This window comes from Lactobacillus nasalidis, from assembly GCF_016587775.1.
GTDB lineage: Bacteria > Bacillota > Bacilli > Lactobacillales > Lactobacillaceae > Lactobacillus > Lactobacillus nasalidis.
Map to the genome: position 1 here is coordinate 1 of NZ_BOCG01000295.1, position 1,937 is coordinate 1,937.

Annotated in this window: 1 protein-coding gene and 1 pseudogene; both read left to right on the forward strand. The window is 54.8% G+C overall.

All coding sequences use genetic code 11. From position 1 onward, the window contains the following. A pseudogene (locus lacNas_RS05300) lies at nt 1-574 on the forward strand (alkaline ceramidase); the annotation flags it as partial. A 72-nt stretch (nt 575-646) separates the two neighbouring features. Further along, on the forward strand, nt 647-1,937 hold a 1,291-nt coding region (locus lacNas_RS05305), incomplete at its 3' end, for a PTS transporter subunit EIIC (RefSeq protein ID WP_201330347.1).

Sequence of the window (1,937 nt, forward strand, 5' to 3'; positions counted from 1 at the left end):
CCACTACCAGCGCCGCGGCCGCGACTGGGCCGAGCTTGACCGGACGGTCAAGGGGATTGCTGAGATCGTGGCTCCGGTCAAGACCGACCGGCAGCTGGATTTGGACCATGACCAGGTCCAGGTTGTGACCCTGGCCCAGGAAAACGTCAACGACAAGGAAAAATACGATGCAGGCCTGCGGCAGATGATTGCCGACTTGAAGAGCGGCAAGAAGACCGAGGTTGGTTCTCAGAGCGTGGAGCACGTGATCGAAAAATGCGAAGAGCAGCTTAAGCAGCCGCAGTTCCATGACGTCATTGCCATGCAGCTGCTGGATTTGGGCGACCTGCGCTTCTTCATCTTCCCAGGCGAACTGGCCAGCGCGGGGGCGGAAATCCTGCGGGCTTCGACCGACAAGACGGTTTTGATCGCCGGCTATGCCAACGGTTTCCACTATTACTTCTTGCGGGCGGAAGACTACGGCTTGTCCTTTGAAACCATCGGCAATCCAGTACCGGCGGGAACTTTTGAAGAAATCATCGCCAAGTTCGTCCGCGCCAGCCAGATGCTGGACTGCTACGAGAAAAACAAGTAAAAAACAAAAGCAAAGCCGTGATCGGGGCTAAAAGTCGATTGGCAATTTATTGATGATGTAAGGAGAGAAACAATGGACTTTGACAAATTAGGCCAAGAAATTTTGACCAATGTCGGTGGCCCTGAGAACGTTGCCGGAGTGACTCACTGTGTCACCCGGGTGCGCTTCACCTTGAAAGATCAAAGCAAGGCCAATGACGCAGCGATTGAAAATCTGGCTGGTGTTTTGCAGCTGGTCAAGCAGGGGGGACAATACCAGGTGGTTATTGGACCCAGTGTGGAAAAAGTTTACAATGCCGTTTTAAAGTACGGCAAATTCAGTGACGACGTGACCGGCGGCAGCCAGGAAAGCACGGCCAAGCCTGAAGGCAACTGGTTCAACCGGGCCTTGGGCCTGGTCAGCGGGATTTTTGCCCCGATCCTGGGCCTCTTGTGCGGGGCCGGGATGATCGCGGCCTGCTTGTCTGTTTTGACAGTAACGCATCTGATGTCGGACAAGAGCGGGACTTACCTGATCTTGAACGCCCTAGCGCAGTCAGTCTTCTACTTCTTCCCGGTGATCATCGGCTGGAGTGCAGCTAAGAAGTTCGGCATGCCAGGCACTTATGGGATGGTTATCGGCGGGGCCATGATCTATCCAGACATTGTGGCTGCCGCAAGTGCCAGTCATATGAAGACGATTTTTGCCGGCACGATTTTTGCCCTGAAGTACAAGTACACCTTCCTGGGCCTGCCGGTTGCCCTGCAGAGCTATGCCAGTTCTGTCGTTCCGGCAATCGTCGTGATGTGGATCGGGAGCTACTTCTACAAGTACTTCAAAAAGCATATTCCCGACCTGCTGAAGACGGTCTTTGTACCGTTTTTGACCATTCTTTTTGCCGGGGTAGTCGGTCTTTTGATCGTCGGGCCGGTAGCGATGATCCTGCAAAACATGCTTAGCGACACGGTTTTATGGTTGATCAGCGTAAGCAAGGGGATTACCGGCTTCCTGCTGGGGGCCTTCTGGAGCATTTTGGTCATGTTTGGCCTGCACTGGGCGGTTATTCCGTTCTTTGCCATCGACGTGGCCAAGTACGGCTACGACGTGATCAACCCGCTGATCTTCTCAGGTGCCATGGCGGTTCTGGGTTCAGCCATCGGGGTTGCCATCAAGACCAAGGACGCAGATACCCGGTCAATGTCAATCGCGGCTGCGATTTCATCCTTCTTCGGCGTCAGTGAACCGGCCCTTTACGGGGTTCTGGTGCCAAGAAAGTGGATCATGATCACTTCCTTTGCCGGTGCCGGCATCGGCGGTGCTATTGCCGGCTTTGGCGGCGCCAAGCTTTACTCCTTCGGGGCCAACGGGATCCTGGGGCTGCCAT